The sequence below is a fragment of the Bacillus sp. z26 genome, from assembly GCF_058313635.1.
Genome location: NZ_JBZFQM010000003.1, coordinates 374,718 through 395,055, shown reverse-complemented (window position 1 = coordinate 395,055; position 20,338 = coordinate 374,718). Strand labels below are relative to the sequence as shown.

The window sequence follows — 20,338 nt, the reverse complement described above, 5'->3', positions numbered from 1 at the left end:
ACTTCTCCCTTTTTAGACAGGTCCTTTTGTTTGGGCCTGCTTTTTTTGTGTCTTCATAATATGGCCTCTTCTGGGTACTCTAAAAAAGACCTATTGAGGTCCATAAAAGTATGAAAGGAGCATGCCGAATGCAGAAGTTTTTTAAAGCGATTATGGGGGTTGCCTTGGCATCCGTGTTAATGGTGGGTTGTAATAATAACGACAATAATAACCCTCCTCCTGAAGATAACAATATGAACCAAGAGGAAAATAACAATAATGGTGTAGATACAAATAAAGGCACGGATGGAAATGGAATGAATAGTGGTCAAGGAACCAACGGTAACAATGGAACCAACAATAATAGTGGAAGAGATGGTTCGGATTTGGGTAATAACAGCATAGATACAGACATAAGAGATGGTGGCGATGACATTCTTGATGATGCAGATCGAGATGCGAATGACATCCTTGATAATAATAACAATAAAAAGGACGACAGAAACAATTAAGACTGAAGAGCTGGCGGGTTGAACCCGCCAGTTTTTATTTCTTTTTATATAAAGTACCTTGTTCGCGTAAACTTTCTTTAAAGGCTAGTTTTAGTTCTTCTCCGTTGTATCCCTCATCAACTAACGTATCCAGCAGGAATTCAGCCATTTCCCTTCTGCGATTTCGGATTTTTGCTCGTAGTAAAATGCTGACGAATTGATCCATTTTGCGAACAGCGGCGATGGTAGCGTTAAAATAGGCGGGGATGTTTTCTTTCTTTGTGATAATACAGCTGACAGTAAACTCGTTAAGATCAGCGGTGATTGTTTCAAAAAGATCGAATTGATCATAATTAACCAGTACCTCAATAAGCCAAGTGCTGGCTTCATTTTCTTTATTAATAATTAATCCATCCAAAAGACGTAAATCTGCAGGAGTCTGATTATCTGGAAGTAACTGCAAGGAAACGAGTTTAAAGGTTTTCATCAACTTACCTCCAATGATTAATTTAAAGTAACTTAAGTATAACATGGTAAAAATAAGAAATAATACATATTGTGTTTGTCGAAAGGTTTGTTAAATAAATCACAAATCAAAAAAAGCCACTAAGAATACAATATTTACATAGGCAAAGAGGAAATATAATCTAGAATACCCTTTCAAAGTCCCTAATTCTCTTTTTTACTTTTAGCTGCGAATCTTTTATGATACCCCTGTAAGCTACCTAAAAGAGAGGTGAAGAGGATGTTGAATCAAGTTGCGCTCGTAGGCAGGCTCACTAAAGAACCTGATCTGCGCTATACACCGGAAGGAAAAGCTGTATCCAATATTACCTTGGCCGTTACCCGGAATTTTAAGAATGCAGATGGAGTATACGGAGTAGATTTTGTGAACTGTACGATTTGGAATCGAGCAGCCGAAAATACAGCTTCTTATTGTCAAAAAGGCTCTGTAATCAGTATTGTTGGCAGGATTCATACACGTAACTATGAAAATCCTGAAGGGAAACGTACGTATGTAACAGAAGTTATCGTGGAAAGTGTAAATTTCTTAGATCGTAAACGAGTGGAAGGTAATCATGTGAATCCGGAAAGCAATCTGGAAGCAGACACAGCACCCATCCTATGAATGAGCGTGAGTTAATCGCGGATTTAATCAGAATCGTTGGCAGTGTAAATAGCCGCGTATCCAGCAATGAATCGGATTTAAGGAGAATTGAACAAACCCTCCAAATACTCATGAAAGAATTATCGAGTATGAAGGAATTGCAATATCAATTATGTGAACAAACGTATCAGCTCCACGAACATTAATTCCTCCCTTAACATAACCTACAGACAAAATACCTCCAATACAAATAATGAAGTACACCCTCTCGATAGCCGCCAATGCGCGGCTTTTTTCAGGATTTGGGATAATTTATAACATTCAGGGTAAATTTCTATTAGAAATTCATATGAAATTATTGGTAAAATAATAAAGATACATAATCTAGATTTACAGCCTGGAGGGTTTTAAGGTGAAAGCAAAAGATTTTATGATTAAAGATGTGATTAGCTTAAATGAAGATGCGAGTGTAAAAACATTGCTGGAAGTACTGATGAAACATAAAATCGGAGGACTTCCTTTAGTAGATCAGGATAATAAACTGTTAGGGATTATATCCGATGGGGATGTCCTGAGATATTTGAATCCGAAAGCATTCATTTCTTATTATGTCACCTACATAGAGGAGTTGGATGAAACCTTAAAATCAAAAAGTGAATCTCCGGCTAAAGCAATTATGACTAAAAAAGTAATCTTTGTACGTGAAGAAGATGAACTCGAGGATATCCTTAAACTGCTGGCAACCCACCACTTTAAAAAGATACCTGTCATCAATGATAATCGAGAAGTTGTTGGTGTAATCAGCCGTGGAGACATGATTCGTAAATTAGGCGAGTTAATGCTTGATAAAATCTAAAAAATAAGGAGGCCTTTTGATAGGTCTCCTTTTCATATGAATGATGGTTGGATGTTGGTTACATAAAAACGTCCCCAGCAGCTTTGCCATAAGAAGTCTATGTTCAGTAGAGTATTAATAGCATCCCGATACTTTTCCATCATTCTTTGAGCAAACATATTGGCATCACGTTCAACCCATTGTGATTGATAGCCATTGCTGTCCGTATTAATATAGGGCCTATTATAGTGCTTTTTCATATGGACTCGCTGGTAAGCATGGCGTATTTCATGAAAGAGATCCTGCAGTAAAAAAAGCTGCATAAGGCCGCACTCATATTTTTTATTTTTTACTGTATGGTTAAAGGGGAACAAAGCAATCTTTCCATGTTTATGATATCCGCCCAATGTGCCGTTTAATGCATCCTCATAACACCCATCATCCATAAATTCCTTCCCATAATTCCTGCGATCGGTGATAACTTGATCAGGATGATCGTAAATGGAAATCGTCATTCCTAAATAGGTATAATCGTCATGAAGTAAGTGGAGGATTTGCTTCAGCTGAAAATCTGAAAGGATCTTTGAATGGTTACGCAAAATGGTCTTGGCCAATTTGGCAGGGCGACTTACTGTACGTTCAAGAGATCGTTTTTCATCAGCTATCATGAATACAAACACCTCCTGTTCATTAATCTGGCTGTCAACCTCAGTGTATTTCAGTATATGCCAAGCCCCGACTAAACATTCACCGTACTGTACGTCAAAAAAATGATGTGAAAAAGGAAGAAAATGAAGGGATTAATACAGAAAAGTATAGAAGGGAAATGGTATTTCGAAGTGATTTAATATGTCATAAAGGTAGGCGAATGAAAAAGGATCTCATAAGCCAGCGCTGCTCATCAATCCACAAAACAAAAAACAGGTGGAGAAAAAACTAAACTCGTTTTTCTCCACCTGTATACTTTTTCTTCTCCAAAACTTATCTCTCTAACACGAGCAAATCTTTTAATTCATCTGACGATAGCTCGGTGATCCAGTTGTCACTTTGGACAATTTCGTCGTTAAGCGATTGTTTTTTCTCGAGCATGACGTCGATTTTTTCCTCGAGTGTGCCGGAGGAGACCATTTTATGCACGTGCACAAAGCGGGTTTGCCCAATCCGGTAGGCGCGGTCGGTCGCCTGGTTTTCAACGGCCGGATTCCACCAGCGATCATAGTGGATAACATGATTGGCCGCAGTTAGGTTAAGTCCCGTTCCGCCGGCTTTCAGGGAAAGCAGAAGAATCGGGAACTTCCCATCCTGAAAATCTGCTACCATCGTATCCCGTTGTTTCTTACCGGAGCTGCCGTTCAGGAATGGGACGACATGGCCGTAACGGCGTTCTGCAATTTGTTTGATCATGTTGCCCATTTCAATATACTGGGTGAAAATGAGCACACTCTCGTCTTGTTCGTAAATGATATCAAGCAATTCGATTAGCTTCTCCATTTTGCCGGAGCGATGTAGAATATGTTTTGGTGCTTCTTCCTTTAAATAAAGGGCAGGATGATTACAGATTTGCTTCAGCTTGGTCAGCATTTGCAAAATAAGTCCTTTCCGTTCAAATCCGCTTAAGCTTTCAACTTTATCAAGCGTATCTTTAACGAGCTGTTCGTATAAAGCAGCCTGCTCGGTTGTCAGACTGATAAATTCCTTTTGCTCCAATTTATCAGGCAGATTAAGAGCGACCTCTTCATCCTTTTTCGTTCTCCGTAACAGGAAGGGCTGAATAAGCTTCTGCAAGGTGACAATCTTTTTCTTATCTCCATTCCGTTCAATTGGCCCGGCAAAGGTTTTATCAAATTGCGTTTGAGAGCCTAAATACCCTTTATTGGTAAAATCAAAAATAGACCACAGCTCACTCAGCCTATTTTCCATCGGTGTCCCTGTTAAGGCAATGTGATGGTTCCCTTCAAGCTTGCGGGCCGAGCGGGATTGTTTGGTGTGGGAATTCTTGATATTTTGGGCTTCATCAAGCACCACCGCATTCCAGTGCATGGATAAAAAGTCTTCCTCATCCTGATGAATCAGTCCAAAGCTAGTCAGAACCACGTCGGCATTGCCAAGCCCTTCCTTAAACTGTTCACCCTTCATACGGGAAGGTCCGTAGTGCAAGTGGACGGTCATGGATGGAGCGAATTTTTCAATTTCCTTCTGCCAGTTCCCAAGTACGGAAGTCGGACAGACAATTAAGGAAGGAGATTTCGCCGGTCCATTCTTCGCCTCGACTGCTAACAAGTAGCCGATAAGCTGAATTGTCTTCCCCAGACCCATATCATCGGCCAGACAGGCGCCAAACCCATATTCACGTAAGAACATCAACCAACTCATTCCCTGTTGCTGATACGGCCGTAATTCGCCTTGGAAGGCAGACGGCACCTGAATGAGCGGGATATCCTTCAGCGAATTAATCCGTGTCATAAAACGCCTCAGGTCACTGTTCAGTTCGAATTGGATTCGTGCATAATCTGCTTCATTTTCATCCTCAAGATCTTCATCCTGTGCAAGTTCCTGCTGAAGCAAATCATTAATGCGCAGTCCGCGCTCATCTGCTTCCTTCTTCAACTCCTGCATCCGTCTCATCAGGGCAGGGTCCAGTTTCACCCAGCGGCCTTGAATATAGACGAGCTTCCGCTTTTCCTCGACCAGCTTGTTGAATTCCTCTTCAGAAACCTCGTCGCCATTAACGGAGAAACGCCAATTATAGTCGAGCAGAGCGTTCATGCCCACAAATGATTTTCGTCGGCTTGGTGAGTTTTTCACTTTCGCTTTCATGGATATTTTGGCATCCTTAATCGCTTGCCACCACGATGGCAATAATATTTCGACGCCGAGCATATGCAAGACTTCTGAGGCATCCGTTAAGAAATCCCAGGACTGATCCTCGGTAATAATATCGTTAATCCACGGGAACAGGTCCTTCCAGCGGGCGATTTCCTCTTCAGCTTTCTCCAAATGCTTCTTCCAGGCAAACGGAATTTTATCGCGATCTTCCCAAAGGAAAAAATGGTCTTCATTTCGCTTGCCGCGTATAAACGGTTCAAGCTTCCACTGGTCAACCTCATCCCCCGCGGCAAAATCAGGCTCACTCAGACGCATCCCGAGCGTAAAAGGCAATTCATTTTCTTTGGCACCAGTCCAGATTTCCCATCGGTCCCTGTCAAAAAAGCGGCTGAGAGCCACTGTGGAAATATTTTTCTCGGCAAATAGATGTAGTAAATCACCTACCCGATGATTGCCAGGACGATCTTTAATTGCTTCATTTAACCATTCCTCCGCAAAGCTTCGGACTGTGATGGTTGTCGTGCCGTCACCCTCATGTCTGGCCATTTCCTGTTCCCAGAAGGAGTCCTGAAAGTCCTCAAGGATTTCCTGAGGGAGAGGGAATGTGATGGCCCCAGGATTGGTAGCGCTAAAATCAGGCATAACCGTGTCATTTTCAACTGTTTCATATAAGGATTGTGCCAAGGCTAAACAGATGGAGGCCCAATTGGACCAGGACCAATTGATAAAGCTGTTGAAAGGCTCTTCTGCGAGCACCTTCATCCATTTATGTGCGGAGAGCAGGACGCCGCTTTTGCCATCAAGCGTTTCAATATTCACTTTCGTTCCATAGAAACTATCCGCGTCCCAGAGAAAGAAGCTTGTCGCCCATAATTCGGCTGGAACAGGCTCACCCTCATCCGTTCCGTAAATAAAGACGCGTCCGCCTTCAAGTAATTCAATTTGAATGTGAAGAGTCTCAATCAGCTGCATCAATTAACTTTCCTTTCTTTAGTTCTTCCTGAAAAGCACGTAATCGCTTATTCGTATCACTAATATAGTGAATATAGGAATCCCACATGTTCACTTGCTTCATTTTTTTATAAATCGTTCGCAGTTTTTTTAAATAACGAACCGCTTCCCGGTAGGAGGCACGATTTTTAGCCGCAATCAGGTTGATCACCTGCAAATGAAAAATGGGAAGGAGGACTTCAGGCTGTTCCTTTTGAATGACCTTAGTTTGATTGGCCCATTCATACAGGACGTCGACTCGTTCGGCAACCTGGAGCTCGACCCATTTTTTATACTCCTTTTTCTCATATAAGTAGTGTGAATAAGGGATAAGGGAATAAGGAATCGTTTCCCTGAGTATACGCTCGAGCAAATCGAAACGTTTCACAGCAGAGCAAAATGGACGAATGATTTGCAGGGCATTATATAAAAAGCGCGTTCGCTTATACTCCTGAGTCTGATGGTCATATAAATAGGACCTGATATTTTTCGAAAAGAATTCAACAAAAGGAATCATTCGCGCATGTTCCTTAGCATCCAGCATTTCTTCCAATGTAAAGAGAAGGAAATAGCATGCGATGGACCCCTGTTTATTCAAACACGCTAAGGCATGCTCATCCTTACCATCAATCATATATAAATGAATCATCATCCAATAGGTTAACTCAATCTGAAAAGAGTTGTTGAGAGTTGGAAGTTTGGCAGATAAACGTTCAAGTTCAGCCGTACGCTCTTCTTTTGTCGTAATGATCGTGGACCATATTAGGCGATAGATCTCCCAGCGATAATAGCCGCCTTTAATATCTCCTGATGCCAGCTGTTTCGTTTCAGCAATCCAGGATTGGATAAACTCCTCAGAATCAAATGGCCGTATGGATGACTCGAACCGATGGACCTCATCCTTAAAGGCTAAAAATAGTTCGTGAATCATCGTATCCAGCGTCTCTTCCTGGAAATGATCCTTTATGTCACCCTGAAGATCAAATAAATGAACTAAGCCTATGTAATACGCAATACTCCGATATAAAGGCACCCATTGGCGGTTGGATGGCTCGCTGCGCTGAATCACACGCTGATAATTAGACGCAGAACGATTCATCCCGGCCATAAAGAAAGGCGGAATCATCAACTCTTCCCGCGCAGTACGGATAAAGAATTCCTTCCAGGAACTGTACTGATGATCCGGTTTAGCAGGTATGCTTTTATTCTTAAAGACAGGTCCGTTTTCAAGTGATTTATTTAAATGGTACAAAGGATTCTCCTTGTTCTTCCAGTTATCCACCCATTCGGTTACACTGGCTTCTTTACTGTAGGCAGCGAAGAAAACAGCAAGCTGATGCCGACAAAGGTCAATGGCCGGGCACGAACACGAGCTATTGCTGGGAAAACTCAAATCCAATGTGACGTTTACCTTTGTTACGTCCTGTACGATACCATGAATGAGATCCCCATCAACCGATAGCTTCCCAACCGCCCCTTGACGATAAAGAACCAATCCCTTCGAAACTAAATTAACGTCATTAATTGATTTTGGGGAGAGAATGTCCGAAATACGCTCCCCATAGAATTTTAGTTGCTCCTGCATACATCATTCTCCTTACGAGACAGTTTAACCAAGTTTATTCTTAATTGTAACAAAACTGGCCAAAAAAACGTATGAAAAGGGAGCAGGAAGTAGAAGACTAAAGATAAAAAGTAAAAGAAGAGAATGCGATGAACGTAAATAGAGGTACAGAAAAGCGAAAAAAATACAGATGGATATGGATCACCGGGCTGGTAATGATCATCATACTCATTGTGGGATACCCCATTTATCGAGCATTTCAAGCGATATCGGATCCATTGGAAGAACGCAAATCCTCCCTGAGAAAAGAACAGGTCAATTTAACCCAAAAGGACCCCTTTTCAATATTGCTGCTTGGGATAGAAGCAAATGGCCGAACAGACACGACGATGGTTATAACTGTTAATCCAGGGAAAAATACGATTAAAATGCTTGGTATACCACAGGAAACAAGAGTGCAAATAGCAAGGTCCAGGACATGGGATAAAATCAGCCATGCTTATCAAACAGGTGGAGTTGAACTGTCGATGGAGACCGTAGAGGATTTATTAGACATTCCAATCGATTATTATGTAAGCATTAATACGGATGGAGTGGAGGATCTGGTTGATGCCATCGGAGGTATTACGGTTGAAAATCAATTGGAATTTTCGTATGATGGTCAACATTTTGCTACAGGTAAAATCCGGCTGAATGGAGAAGAGGCATTGGCTTATATGCGTATGCGTCAACTGGAGCCGAATGGGGAAGAAGGTCGGCAGAAGCGTCAGCGTGAGGTGATAAAAGAGGTCATTCGAACGGGTGCCAATATACACAGCTTAACGAACTATGATAAAATCGCCACCACTCTGATGAATAATGTAAAAACGAATATCACCTTATCAGAGATGATTAAAATCAAAAATAACTACCAGGAGGCAGTACAGGATATCGGTCATATCGATATGGAGGGCACAGCGGAGAAAATAAATGGGATTTTTTATGAAGTGATCAGCCCAGATGAACTAGAAAGAATTAAAAGGATTTTAAGAAAACATATGGAATATAATGGAGGTGAGGAGTAGGATAATGCTAGGCAAAATATTCATCTAGGAATATTCCTGTAGTTATAAAAACAGGCATATGAACGAGCATGACTGCATGAACATGCAGTCCAATACATATTTTGCCCCTAAATGGCCAGACCACCATCAATGGTACTCCTGTTAAACTGGGAACAAATAACCAATGAAGGAGGCTGGGCATAGTGGATTTAAACGTAAAAGTACAACCAAAGTTTATAGACGGTGAGTGTTCTATTGAATTTTCGTTCTTGTTTGACCGGGAAAACACGAAAATAGGTGAAGCGGTTATCCTGACCTGCGAAGAGGAAATGGATGCTCAACTTATTGAAGAAAAGCCGATGCTAAACCCGAAAAAGCGTGAAACAAACTACCCGAAAATTGCCTTTGTCACGGATCTAGTTATCATAGACGGACATAAAACAGCCGCTATCAATGAAATTAAAAAATTCCTGGACGTCATTGGAATTCAAAAAATCAGCTACCCAAATCAACAACTAGCCAATATGGCATAATCCCATATAAGGCCAAATTCCGCTTGAGAAGGCGGGATTTGGCCTTTTTATATTGGTCAAATTTTTAAATGAGATATTAAAACTAAAAAGGGAAGTTACCTGTTTGACTTCGCTAACGCATAAGCCGTTGGTGGAAGTTGTTGTCGTTCACTGGATTTCTGTAACCACACAGTTTGTTCCGTTTATTTGTTAAAATTAATAACCCTGTCTAAATATTACCTATTGTAATAATATTTCTTGTGCTAGAATAATAATTGTAAATTTACTACATATAGGAGGAAATAAAAACGTAAAATGTATTATACTGAAACCCAAATTAACGAAATCAAAACCAAACATCATACAAATACAGGATTAGTATTTTTAAAAATGATGCACAAACTCCTCGCTCTAATTGTAATTCTTTGGTTGAATAACGGAGTTTTTATGTTTTTAATGCCTTACTACCCGAACTTTATTAGATGGGGTACTTTTGCTCTGTGGTTTGGTATAGCAATTTTGTTAAAACCTACATTCAGAAAAAGATTCATAAACCAAACTTGGCCTTTGTTATTTTTCTACCTTTATATGATATTCATATCTTTTTTTTCAGAAGAGATTCATCTAGACATGTATATAAAAAACATATCTTATCTTCTAATGGTCTATTCAATATTTTTATATTATTTTGATGATTATTATAAAAGATTTCAAAAGTTGGTTGCATTTATCCTTCTATCAGATATTGCTTTTATATCCATAAATACTTACTTCCAATTGAATAAAAATCCACTGTTATCTCGTTATTTATCAGCTGGTTCCGATGTTCAAGAACAATTAATTGGAGAGTCTAGTTATTTAGGAGTTGGTAACTATGGTTTTTTCTATGCTTTAGTGCCAATTGTTTTATTATTATGTTTTTTGTTTATAAATAAATATAAAAACAGATGGATACATTTTTTATTAATCATATCGCTCCTATCTTTAATGATTAAGGCATCATTTACCATAGCTATATTATTCTTCTTTGCGTTTATTTTTATTATCGTAACAAAAAGGTATCTAAATAAAAATTTATTAGTAATCTTCATACCTTTGATACTTTTCCTAGCATTCTTATCTAAAGATGTATTTGCTTGGATATTTAACAAACTATCAACACTTAAGTTTATTTCTTACGATGTTTCCATTAGATTTATCGAGTTAGCTAACTTCTTTACAGATAACCATCAAGGAGGCAGTGATTTAGGCGCAAGACTAGATCGTTATTTCATGTCACTCGATGCTTTCATACATAATTTTTTAGTTGGAACTACACTCCCTTTAAATTTTGGTTTCAAGGCAGGTGGGCATTCAACTTGGTTGGATTCATTTGCTTTATTTGGGTTGTTTGCAATCCCATTTTTTATCTTTTTAGTGAAAGCTTATAAATATCTTATTAAAAGATCCCCAGAACCATTTAAATCATTTGTAAACATTTATTGGCTATACTTTATTGCTTTAGGATGTATCAATACATTGCTTTTTGCCAATATATTTACAGTACAGTTTTTGTTATTACCTTTCTTTATAAATTGGTTAAATGATAAACAACCCAAACAGTTAATAAACAAAGAGGCTTAAATTAAGCCTCTTTGTTTATGTTTAGACAGCAAGAGTTAACCTGACTATCCTTATAATTTCCACCTATTATTGATAATCGAAATCCAATGTTTTTATCTTCCACGCAACCATTGTGTTTGCATCAAACGGTATAGGACTTGTTGTTGGGTTAGACAACCTAAGCCTTCCTACTCCAGCACTTCTCATAATAAAAGTATAATCTACCCCATTAGGTAAAGCGAACATAGGATTTACAAAAGCCAATGCATAAGCACTAACATCTGTAAGATTAACGCTAAATTCTGTTACTGAGTTAGCTGCTAATGTACCAACTGTGATATTTACATCAAACTCTTTTAACCCATTAACTTTAATCCATTTCGAGCCTTTATACTTATACGTACCTTTGTTTCTTACATCAGTAGGTGAGTCGTAAAAGTAGGTATCATCATCAACGGGTGTTAATGTGGTTGGAATAACAGTAGATTTTAAATCCCCTGTTAATGATAATTTTCGTTGGGCGTTTAACCCGTTGATTGCAACGTTTATATCTGTATTTACACTTCGCAACCGCACATCCGCACCGTCCGATAAATGTAATGTTCGTAATGTTGTTGAGATTTTTGAGTTGTTCAAGTGGAAGTTTAATTTATGCGTCATACCCCCAAATAAATTTAAAATCATATCAGCGTTATTAATAAAAATATCTGTACCAATAGTATTCACACCGTCCACATTTATGAAAGTGCCTGCTGGCATGTTAATTTTTGTGTTATCAACAAACAGACTTTTTAAGGATGTTCCAGTCGAATAAATAACGGAGTTAATCGCACTAGAATTCAATTTTATGTTACAACTTTTAAGTATTAATTGGTCTAATACGTCTGTTGTATTGTTAATTCGGACAATAAAATTTGTAACCTCTGTGCCTGTACTTGGTACTACGTCAATGTCCTCTAAAACTACTTTGCTTAAATTACATTTATTTAAATAGATTGGTCGTAGACTATCTTGTTGACGAATTTTAAGTTTACGAATGGTCACATCACCACTAGCTGCGCCAATACAGAAATAGGACTGTGCTCCACTTATTTTTACGTCTATGTTTTCAAATACCACGTTTTCAACTTTTGTATCTTTTAAACACGGGTTAGGAGTAGCTTGATCTTCTTTCATAATGTAGACGGGGTAAATCGTTGAGTACCCACCCAAATTTTTAGCATATATATTTTTAAATACGCTTTTCCCATCCAAACCACTGCCAACCATTTTAATCAATTCATCCGTTGTTTCCCTACCATATATATTTTCAATTCTTACATCCTCAATATTTCCTGTCTGTCCCAATGAATAACGTGGGTAGTCACCCATTGTAAAGGAAATCAAATCGTCATGAGTTACACCTGAAATATTTTCAATGGTAATGTTATTCAATGGTGGTTGAAAGTGAAGGCCGTCACTTTCATTATTGATATTTATTTTCCTGAATTGACCTCCATTAATGTCCGTGATTAAAAATGCATACTTCCATTCATTCCCGATATCCACAATGTTTTCAATCGTTAAGTTATCAACGCCACGGAATACAATTCCGATCCCCGGATTGGAAAGAGGGTTGGTTGACATATCACCGTTGGCTGTTGGATTCCCGTCTTTGTTTAAATGCCAATTACCACCTCTAAGAGTTATGTTTTTGTTTCTCTTACCGGTTATATGCCCCTTATACACTAAAATATGGTGATTCGTTCCGTCTTTCTTTTTTAAGGTTGTACCGGGCATTATTTCAAAAATTGTATCATCGTCAATATATAACCTTCCCGTTAAAATTGTCCCGTTACAAAAAACGCGAACATGTCCTTTTTTATCTAATGCCGCTTGGATTTTAGCTGTACCATCTTCACTGTCGTTTATCTTAACGTCCGTTACAATCTCCGCCAATTTTGCGGTAAGAACGCTTATTTTGTGTTGATAACCAAGACCTCTGTATTAATCTCTTAATCAAGCGATTGATTAAGAGAAAATGACCAATATACCGATTCTTTACTATTTACCTGATCAATGAATTCCGCTAGGATAGGAATATGAATAATACTAGGAAAAAGATTATATACCGTTTAATACCTTTATTGATGATTGTGGGAGTCGTATATTACTCTTCCTCACAGCCATATTCTGAACAAAATATCCGGCCACTGTTAGGTGAGAACTTGAATCTACCAGATTCGGTAGTGGCCTTGCTTTCAAAAATTAACTTTACGTATGCTGGCGTGGAGGTCAGTGTGGAAGCATTGGGATTGCCAGGCTTTATTGAATTTTTCATCCGTAAGGGTGCTCACTTCAGCGTTTACTTAGTGATGGCTTTCGTATTGGCAAGTATCGTTAGGATATGGGTGCAGCGGGCAGGAAAAACCACGGCGATAACCTTGGGACTCGTATTTTTATATGCCTGCTCAGATGAGTGGCATCAGTCATTTACAGGTGAACGTACACCGCTCTTTCAGGATGTGATGATTGATACTGTCGGGGGATTTACAGGAGTCGCTTTATATTTCTTATGGAAAAGATATCGAAATCCTCAATAATTTAGAGAGCCTGTTTTTCATGTCAGCTGAAAACAGGCTCTTATCTTATGCTTGTATATACGCAACTACCCAAGCTGTTCTCTGCTTGTCCGCATAAAGATATGGTAGACAAGCAGGAGGAGATGGAAAAATGGATTTTATTAAACCGTCACTTGGTAGCTATACACAGGGGTTTATACCAAGTCAGCATTTTGGGGTGGATATTGCAATGTCTGGCAATGTATCTGTAAAAGCTTCCGCAGGTGGAGTGGTTAGTCGTTCGTATTCTTCTACAACCTATGGAGAAGTTATTTTCATCGTGCATAATATACAAGGACAAACATTCGAAACCGTTTATGGTCATATGCGACGCAATTCCAGAAAGTATAAAGTAGGCGATACAATCAAACAGGGGACAGTAATTGGATATATGGGTTCCACAGGAAATGCCACTGGCCAGAATCTTCACTTCGAGATTCATAAAGGTCGATGGAACAGCAATAAAACAAATGCAGTGAATCCACGAAACTATATAGATAAAAATGTGTCGCCGGCTCCGAAGAAGAGGTTTGTAGTTTTACCATCCGGTGTAGACTCATGGCGTGTTTATCCGTTGTCTAAACCACCAACTGTAGGAAATGAAATAGGCTTTCTCAATCCCCAAAAATATGGCGGCCTAACCTATGAAATACTTGGAAATCCCCAAAAAGATGTGTATACCATTCAGACAAGCTCATTTGGGAAAGTAAATATTTACGCAGCACCTTCAACAGGTGCGAAGATTGTTACGGTATAATCGTGAACTGAACAAGTGGTAAAAAAATAAGCCTCTCGCGGAAAACAGAAAAAAATCCGTTTAATCAGAAGAGGCTATTTATTTTGGACATTTACAAAAAAGGTAAACAGCCTAAGCCTGTGGAATACTGTATTTAAGTTGAACAATTTTTTTATAATGATCTAGATCTACTTAATAGTTGGAAGATCAGTTTCATGATCAGCTGCTTTATTGGATTCATACTTAGCAAGCATGCTGGTTTTCTTTTCATTTAAAAAGGCCAGATAGGTCTCTAGCTCAAGTAATTCAAAGATCATAATAGCCTTATTTAAATAAGAAAAGGCTTTTGGAACTTCCCCGAGCTTTTCATAATTGTAGCTGATTTGGTAATGAAGCTCGCCAATCGGAAAGAGGTTATCTTTATCAATACAGAATTGTATCCCCTGCTTGCAAATAGATATGGATTTTTCATATTCATTTTGCCGTGTATATACTCTGGCAATATTGTAATAAAGTCGGGGCATAAGGGTATTATCGCTTATAAATGTCAGGTGTGTTAAGTGATCTTTTGCTGTTGTAAAAATCTCTAGTGCTTTTTCAACTTGATTATTTCTAAAATAGACAGCTCCCATTGATAATAAATACTCAATTTCTCTTTCAGTCCACACTTTTTCTAATTTATGTGTAATGTTAATGGCTGCCTGGAGCAATTCAATTGCTTTCTCTGGATTTTGATGAATAGCATCTTCGCATATGGCTTTATGCCAAAGAATGATTTGCTGATTTCGTCCGTTTTGTGTAAAAAGAGGATTGTTTTCCTCGGCCTTTATGATTTTAAACATATCGTCATAATTCAATTTTTTTCTGGCTATTTTCAGTTGCCTGGCTACTTCATTCACATAATCCAGCCTCGGTGTGGACCCAATCTCAAAAAAGTAGTTGACATCGACACCTAATCTTTGGGAGATTAAATATAATGTATTAGCATATGGATATACATCGCCTTTTTCAATTTTACTAATCTGTGCCTGGGTACAAATGCCCTCAGCTAATTGTTCCTGTGAAAGTTGTAAGGATTTCCTAAGTTCTCTAATCCTCTGTCCAATTGCGGAGAAATCCATGCTTTTCCCCTCCTCTTTAAAAATATTCCTAGAGTTATATTTTTTTGTGAATAGTTAATGTTTCATCGTGTATTCTATATAAAATGTGTCAAAAGTCCTTGATTAAGCAATTTTGGTAGATATTTGAACTGTGTTTTAATAAGGATATAAAGATAATTTATTATACTTATAAAAAATAGTGTGAAAAGGAGATTATATGTATGAAAAAGAGCATTTTATTAGTTGGTGTTGGTCTGTTAGTGGTATTAATCATATCTAGTGTTTTACCATTTAAGAGTGAAGCAGAGCTACCAACCTTGTATAATACAAAAAACACAGTAGCTGAGCTCCCAACCCTATACAAAATAAACAAAGTAGCAGAGTTGCCAACATTATATAAAGCGAAAAATACAGTAGCAGAGTTGCCTACTCTTTATAAAGCGAATAACAAAGTAGCAGAGTTACCAACTCTATATAAAGCACAAAACATGGTAGCGGAATTACCGACACTGTATAAAGTGAAAAACACAGTAGCAGAACTGCCAACCCTGTACAAAACAAAAAACACAGTAGCAGAATTACCGACTCTTTATAGTACAAAATCTACATTAGCATAATGTTTTTATGATACAGAGGGATTAAATATCTCTCTGTATTTTCGTTTTTACGGAATTGATTAAATGGATCTCATACTACAAATAATTTTGGCATAGAAAAAACTTCAAATTACACTTTATACCAATCATATCTAATCCTTTATATCCTTTCGTGATTACATATGCCTATTTATGAGAGATGAATATTTTAATAAAAAAGTATAATTATATTCGAATCAGACAAGTAAAATATGACCATTTACTCGTGTATAAAGAAGCTTTGGTCGAAATTTTTTATCTCATTAAGGCTTCAGAGTTCAATTGGAAATTGAAATGGTTGGAGAATTACGGATTCGTCTCAATCGGAGACTGCAGAGGAAGAGTAAACTCATCATAAATTATATAAATGATGATGCCCGTTAAATGTAAATTTGGACTGAGATTATATAAAAAAGCAGGAAAAAATCATTCCTGCTTACTCTGAGTCTTTTGTATTATTCAATCCAGTATGCTTACTTGGGAGGTCAAGATAAATATCTTCATCACTATTCCACAAAACAACCTGTTTTTTTTCGTTGATGTTTGTATCATTTGTTTTTAGGGTGGCTTCTACTTTGTATTCTCCAGGTAGAAGGGGGCCGACTTTCTTTTTGTATATGATTTCGTTGGCTTTTATGACTTGTTCTCCATTCACCCGTAAGGAAGCGTGTTTGGAATTGGTCCTGACGGTCAGATAGACTGGATCGATTTCAATTGAATAGCTGTCTGGAAGCCATGAATTGGTTTCCTTTTTGAGTGTTAAAAATCCTTCAATCCGGGGCGGGTCATTTCCATTTTCGGATGTTTCTGCGTCATCATAGTAACGGGATTGCTCGTTTAGAACAGTCAGAAGGGATTGAGTGTATTCAGGGTTTTTTTGGAGATAATCAAGCAGGATTTTCGTATTTTGTTCGTTAATAACCAGGTTTTCATCAGATGAGGTTAAAGCTTGGGAAAGCTGAAGTGCATCTTGATTGGCAAGTGCAGATTCAACCTCTTTGATTAGAGCATCCTTGTTATGAAAGGGGCCTTTTATGTAATAAATGCAAACGAATAATAGGATAGAAAGTAGGATAATCAGGGATATTTTATAGAGAGGGGATCCATGTTGATTCTTCATTCTTCTCACACCACCTTTTTTTGGATTGGGTATTAAGTAATGGTCACTTACCATTAACTATATCGGCATTTTGAAAGATTTTTCAACTATTATGATAGTAATTTTTTTCATGATATGTAAGACGGTTTTGCACCTATATAGGTAGTATATTTACAGCCAGATTATCTAGAAGATTAAATTAATCAATCGGTTAGTGAACAGAAATAAAATAATCACCCGTTAAGGTACGGATGATCGGTTACTTGCATGTAATATTGAGGAAAATTGGGTAGGCATATATAAAAGATGGCTGATTTATTTAGTTGGTTTGAAGCTAAAGGGGGAAAAGATCCTTAACCTATTTCTGTCCCTCATTCAAAGAGGTGACGGTATACCGACTGGCGAGGATTAAAATATCCGACGCTGACTGACTGCATTCAGGATAAAGATCTTTTCTTGTTTGGAAAGCATTCTCCAACTGCCTGCTCGGATTCTCATTTCTGCGTCCTCCTTTTTTATACATAATTGGATTGGTTGTACTCTATTTATACCGTAAAACAGTGATAATGAAACAAAACAAATACCAACAAATACTATTCATTAACTAAACAGTTAGCCAGCAAGTGCGTAAAAGTGATAGGGAAACATGTAAAACAGCTATCAGGAAGGCATGAGATGTCGATAGGATTTTTTATGAAAATTAGTTTATTGTTAGATTAGGAGAAAGAAATCTTATTTTAAAAGAAGAATTATGCCATTCAATTGTATATACTCCCTGATTCAGTAAACATTCATTGAAATCTCAAGAAAAGAAGCCTCAAGTTGCGAAAAGGAGAGAAACCGGCATTTATTCCTGCATAAATTTCAACCAATCAAATTTATTATGTAAATGTCCTCTCGTGTGAGGACATGCTCTTATTCGCCAGTTCCTTGTGTTTCTTGTTCTTCTTCAAGCTGTTGACCGATGGCAGACAGAACAGCACCCACTGCTTGAATCCAACTACCGACCGCTATATAGGTTTGCCCTTTTTTTTCATCAGTGGTTTGAATTTTAATACCAAATGCCTGGATGACACTTCCGATGGTTTGAAGAATATTGCCAATGAAAAGTTCCAATGCTCCCGATGTAGTGTTATCGCCAAATTCATCAGCGGCACTGATGCCACTGCCAAGAGCTTGCAACAAGTTCCCTTGGATGGATATGTTTGTTTCTGTCCGTTCGGGGAAATCAATAGCGGCCGCTGTGAAGCTTTCGAGAGAACCAATGCTGGACAAAGCGTTGCCTGCGTATTCAAGTGAAAGAGGATTACCTTGTCCGTCCGCAGCCAAGCCAGCACCGACTGCTTCCAAAGCGTTACCGGTTAATTTAGGTCATTTTGCATCTTTCTTGATAATCTTCTATTTGGAGTAGAGCCAATCGCAACAATAATGGCTCCCAGGGCCACCAGCCAGGCTCCGTATATTTCTTTTAACTGATCCGACATTCCACCACATCCATTTATGGATAATCGTAATAGTGTATTCAAAAGATGTGATTATGATTGGATTTTGCGGAAAAACAAAAAGCCTCCAACGATGTGGAGACTTTTGAATGGAAAGTTATTTTTGTTTGAAATAACTATTCAAACCATTTAGGATTCCCTGTGCAGCTTTTTTGTGGTAGCTGGTTTGGGCGATTGTTTTTTCTTCGGATTGATTTGAGAGATATCCGAGTTCCAGCAGGGCAGCCGGTTGTTTATTATTTTTTATGACTTTAAAATTCCCCTGTTTGGCACCGCGATTTCTCAAACCCGTCGCTTTTATTAACTCACTTTGTATGGAACTTGCCAGGCTGCTATTTTGATAATAGTACGTTTCTATTCCAGTTGCTGAAGTATTTTTATAGGAATTGTAATGAATACTCACAAACGCATCTGCTTTTTTTGAGTTACTGAGATTAGCCCTGGCGTCTAACGAAATATACGTGTCATGGCTGCGTGTCATGATGACCGTTGCACCAGCATTCTTTAGTAAGGTTTCCAATTGCTTGGCAGCACTAAGAGTAATAGCTTTTTCCTTTGTTTTTAACTTCACGCCAATGGCCCCGGAATCAGATCCGCCATGACCGGCATCAATGACAATGACTTTTCCTTTTACGCTTTTGGCTACTGGTCCTACTGGAGTTGTACTGGCTGCTTTTTTCGTTGAGATATATTGCATCGCAACCCAGCCAACCTTGCCGTTGGAGGTTTTGACTTTCCCCCAAGAACCGCTTTTTTGTTGAAGTGTCACTGTGGCATTTTTCTTCACAGTTGTCACTACTTTAGAAGAAGTACTTGCACTGGCGCGAACATTTAGACTGGTAGCCGTCACATAGTATGTACCAAGATTAGTAGTCGTGTTCGCTGGTTTAGTAGTAGAAAGATAGGAAAGAGAAACCCAGCCAACATTCCCGTTGGAGGTTTTGACTTTCCCCCAGGATCCACTTTTTTGCTGAAGCGTCACAGCATTGTTTTTCTTCACAGAGGCAATCACTTTTGAAGAAGAACTTGCGCTGGCGCGAACATTTAGACTGGTAGCTGTCACATAGTAGATACCAAGATTAGTAGTCGTGTTCGCTGGTTTAGTAGTAGAAAGATAGGAAAGAGAAACCCAGCCAACATTCCCGTTGGAGGTTTTGACTTTGCCCCAGGATCCACTTTTTTGTTGAAGAGTCACAGCGTTGTTTTTCTTCACAGAAGTAACCACTTTAGAAGAAGTACTTGCGCTGGCGCGAACATTTAAACTGGTAGCTGTCACATAATAGGTACCAAGAGAAGCTGTACTAACCGCAGGCTTTGTTTTGGTTAGGTATGAAGTAGTAACCCAGCCTGTTTTTTTATCGTACGAAATCTTGCTCCAGTTTTTTTGCTCAGATTGTACAGTTACCGCTTTGCCTTTCTTAATTTTTCCAATGACAGAGGATGCGGTAGATGGCTTTGAGCGGACATTTAATGTACTGGCATTAACTTTAGCTGAATAGCTGGCAGCATCTGCTTTCTCCGGCAGGAGGGTAATGAAAAATGATAGCACAATCAACAGGCTGACAGCTTTAATAGAGTATTTCCCCAAGGATCTTCACCTCTTTATTCTGTTCTTTTCATCGGATGAATCTATCAAATGTAAAGTCATTCAATAAAAATGAAAAGAAACTGATAGTTTATAGGGGATAGCTCAAAGGGCAATAGGCTCCCTACATT

The 20,338-nt window shown here is 38.5% G+C and carries 20 protein-coding genes; 10 read left to right on the top strand and 10 right to left on the bottom strand.

Annotated elements, in window-relative coordinates; translation table 11 throughout:
• Positions 1-128: 128 nt before the first annotated feature.
• On the top strand, positions 129-491 hold the full coding sequence (locus tag AC4G3K_RS12200; protein WP_491133468.1) for a hypothetical protein: 363 nt from the start codon (positions 129-131) through the stop codon (positions 489-491).
• 34 nt (positions 492-525) lie between these two features.
• Here AC4G3K_RS12200 and AC4G3K_RS12195 read toward each other — a convergent pair whose 3' ends face one another.
• Positions 526-957, bottom strand: coding sequence for a YwpF family protein (locus AC4G3K_RS12195; protein WP_491133467.1), 432 nt, complete (start codon positions 955-957; stop codon positions 526-528).
• A gap of 258 nt (positions 958-1,215) precedes the next feature.
• On the opposite strand from AC4G3K_RS12195, the gene ssb reads away from it, so the two are divergent.
• From ssb to AC4G3K_RS12180, 3 genes are all read left to right on the top strand, one after another.
• Positions 1,216-1,599 (top strand): single-stranded DNA-binding protein, encoded by a 384-nt coding sequence (gene ssb, locus AC4G3K_RS12190; protein ID WP_491133466.1) that lies wholly within the window; start codon positions 1,216-1,218, stop codon positions 1,597-1,599.
• Positions 1,596-1,784 carry a hypothetical protein gene (locus AC4G3K_RS12185; protein ID WP_491077389.1) on the top strand — a complete coding sequence of 63 codons (189 nt, stop codon included), beginning with the start codon at positions 1,596-1,598 and terminating at the stop codon, positions 1,782-1,784. The genes ssb and AC4G3K_RS12185 overlap by 4 nt, the downstream gene beginning before the upstream one ends.
• A 206-nt stretch (positions 1,785-1,990) precedes the next feature.
• Positions 1,991-2,434, top strand: coding sequence for a CBS domain-containing protein (locus AC4G3K_RS12180; protein WP_491133465.1), 444 nt, complete (start codon positions 1,991-1,993; stop codon positions 2,432-2,434).
• A gap of 32 nt (positions 2,435-2,466) precedes the next feature.
• Here the strand turns inward: AC4G3K_RS12180 and AC4G3K_RS12175 are convergent, their stop codons facing one another.
• From AC4G3K_RS12175 to AC4G3K_RS12165, 3 genes are all read right to left on the bottom strand, one after another.
• Positions 2,467-3,081, bottom strand: coding sequence for a DUF3920 family protein (locus tag AC4G3K_RS12175; protein ID WP_491133464.1), 615 nt, complete (start codon positions 3,079-3,081; stop codon positions 2,467-2,469).
• Positions 3,082-3,394: 313 nt separating this feature from the next.
• Positions 3,395-6,211, bottom strand: a complete 2,817-nt coding sequence (locus tag AC4G3K_RS12170) for a DEAD/DEAH box helicase (RefSeq protein WP_491133463.1) — start codon at positions 6,209-6,211, stop codon at positions 3,395-3,397.
• Positions 6,198-7,814, bottom strand: coding sequence for an SWIM zinc finger family protein (locus AC4G3K_RS12165; RefSeq protein ID WP_491133462.1), 1,617 nt, complete (start codon positions 7,812-7,814; stop codon positions 6,198-6,200). The genes AC4G3K_RS12170 and AC4G3K_RS12165 overlap by 14 nt, the downstream gene beginning before the upstream one ends.
• A 128-nt stretch (positions 7,815-7,942) precedes the next feature.
• On the opposite strand from AC4G3K_RS12165, the gene AC4G3K_RS12160 reads away from it, so the two are divergent.
• From AC4G3K_RS12160 to AC4G3K_RS12150, 3 genes are all read left to right on the top strand, one after another.
• The gene (locus tag AC4G3K_RS12160) at positions 7,943-8,857 is read left to right on the top strand and encodes an LCP family glycopolymer transferase (protein WP_491133461.1); all 915 of its coding nucleotides are present in this window, start codon (positions 7,943-7,945) and stop codon (positions 8,855-8,857) included.
• 182 nt (positions 8,858-9,039) lie between these two features.
• Positions 9,040-9,369, top strand: coding sequence for a hypothetical protein (locus tag AC4G3K_RS12155; protein WP_491133460.1), 330 nt, complete (start codon positions 9,040-9,042; stop codon positions 9,367-9,369).
• A 294-nt stretch (positions 9,370-9,663) separates the two neighbouring features.
• Positions 9,664-10,971 (top strand): hypothetical protein, encoded by a 1,308-nt coding sequence (locus AC4G3K_RS12150; protein WP_491133459.1) that lies wholly within the window; start codon positions 9,664-9,666, stop codon positions 10,969-10,971.
• A 66-nt stretch (positions 10,972-11,037) separates the two neighbouring features.
• Here the strand turns inward: AC4G3K_RS12150 and AC4G3K_RS12145 are convergent, their stop codons facing one another.
• Entirely contained in the window at positions 11,038-12,888 is a 1,851-nt protein-coding gene (locus AC4G3K_RS12145) for a hypothetical protein (RefSeq protein WP_491133458.1), read from the bottom strand.
• Positions 12,889-13,031: 143 nt separating this feature from the next.
• On the opposite strand from AC4G3K_RS12145, the gene AC4G3K_RS12140 reads away from it, so the two are divergent.
• A complete protein-coding gene (locus AC4G3K_RS12140; protein WP_491133457.1) occupies positions 13,032-13,532 on the top strand; it encodes a VanZ family protein in 501 nt (166 codons plus the stop codon).
• Positions 13,533-13,662: 130 nt separating this feature from the next.
• Complete coding sequence (locus tag AC4G3K_RS12135) at positions 13,663-14,307, top strand: M23 family metallopeptidase (protein WP_491133456.1); 645 nt, start codon at positions 13,663-13,665, stop codon at positions 14,305-14,307.
• 167 nt (positions 14,308-14,474) lie between these two features.
• On the opposite strand, the gene AC4G3K_RS12130 is transcribed toward AC4G3K_RS12135, so the two are convergent.
• A complete protein-coding gene (locus AC4G3K_RS12130; RefSeq protein ID WP_491133455.1) occupies positions 14,475-15,407 on the bottom strand; it encodes a helix-turn-helix domain-containing protein in 933 nt (310 codons plus the stop codon).
• Positions 15,408-15,607: 200 nt separating this feature from the next.
• Here AC4G3K_RS12130 and AC4G3K_RS12125 point away from each other — a divergent pair, with 200 nt between their 5' ends.
• Complete coding sequence (locus tag AC4G3K_RS12125) at positions 15,608-16,003, top strand: hypothetical protein (RefSeq protein ID WP_491133454.1); 396 nt, start codon at positions 15,608-15,610, stop codon at positions 16,001-16,003.
• Positions 16,004-16,457: 454 nt separating this feature from the next.
• Here AC4G3K_RS12125 and AC4G3K_RS12120 read toward each other — a convergent pair whose 3' ends face one another.
• From AC4G3K_RS12120 to AC4G3K_RS12105, 4 genes are all read right to left on the bottom strand, one after another.
• The gene (locus AC4G3K_RS12120; protein WP_491133453.1) at positions 16,458-17,141 is read right to left on the bottom strand and encodes a TcaA second domain-containing protein; all 684 of its coding nucleotides are present in this window, start codon (positions 17,139-17,141) and stop codon (positions 16,458-16,460) included.
• 894 nt (positions 17,142-18,035) lie between these two features.
• Entirely contained in the window at positions 18,036-18,470 is a 435-nt protein-coding gene (locus AC4G3K_RS12115; protein ID WP_491133452.1) for a DUF6944 family repetitive protein, read from the bottom strand.
• Positions 18,471-18,481: 11 nt separating this feature from the next.
• Entirely contained in the window at positions 18,482-18,604 is a 123-nt protein-coding gene (locus AC4G3K_RS12110) for a DUF6944 family repetitive protein (RefSeq protein WP_491133451.1), read from the bottom strand.
• Positions 18,605-18,719: 115 nt separating this feature from the next.
• Complete coding sequence (locus AC4G3K_RS12105) at positions 18,720-20,210, bottom strand: N-acetylmuramoyl-L-alanine amidase family protein (RefSeq protein ID WP_491133450.1); 1,491 nt, start codon at positions 20,208-20,210, stop codon at positions 18,720-18,722.
• Positions 20,211-20,338: the final 128 nt, after the last annotated feature.